Origin of the sequence: Aeromicrobium phragmitis, assembly GCF_003674095.1 — a bacterium.
In the GTDB taxonomy this organism is placed as follows: Bacteria; Actinomycetota; Actinomycetes; order Propionibacteriales; family Nocardioidaceae; genus Aeromicrobium; species Aeromicrobium phragmitis.
This window is the reverse complement of sequence record NZ_RDBF01000263.1, coordinates 1-309: the sequence shown is the minus strand read 5'-3', so window position 1 is coordinate 309 and position 309 is coordinate 1. Positions and strand designations below refer to the sequence as shown.

The window sequence follows — 309 nt, the reverse complement described above, 5'->3', positions numbered from 1 at the left end:
CAACCTCGTCTTCCACGTCAGCATCGTGGTGGTGCTGGTGGGTGTCGCGGTCGGTTCGCTGTGGGGCTATCGCGGCGCCGTCATCGTCACCGAGGGCGAAGGGTTCTCCAACACGCTGAGCCAGTACAACGAGTTCTCGTCCGGACCGCTGTTCGACGCCGAGGATCTGCCGCCGTTCAGTTTCCGGGTCGACCGGATGATCGCGGAGTTCCAGCCTGAGGGCCCGCAGCGCGGTGCGCCCAAGCTGTTCCAGGCCGACGTCACCTACACCGAGCGCCCCGGCGAGGACCCCGAGCAGTACGAGATCTA

1 protein-coding gene is annotated in these 309 nt (G+C 66.0%); it reads left to right on the top strand.

Going from position 1 to position 309, the window contains the following annotated elements:
- Positions 1 to 309 (top strand): cytochrome c biogenesis ResB family protein (locus D9V41_RS17260; RefSeq protein ID WP_166376135.1); only part of this gene is annotated, 309 nt, incomplete at both ends.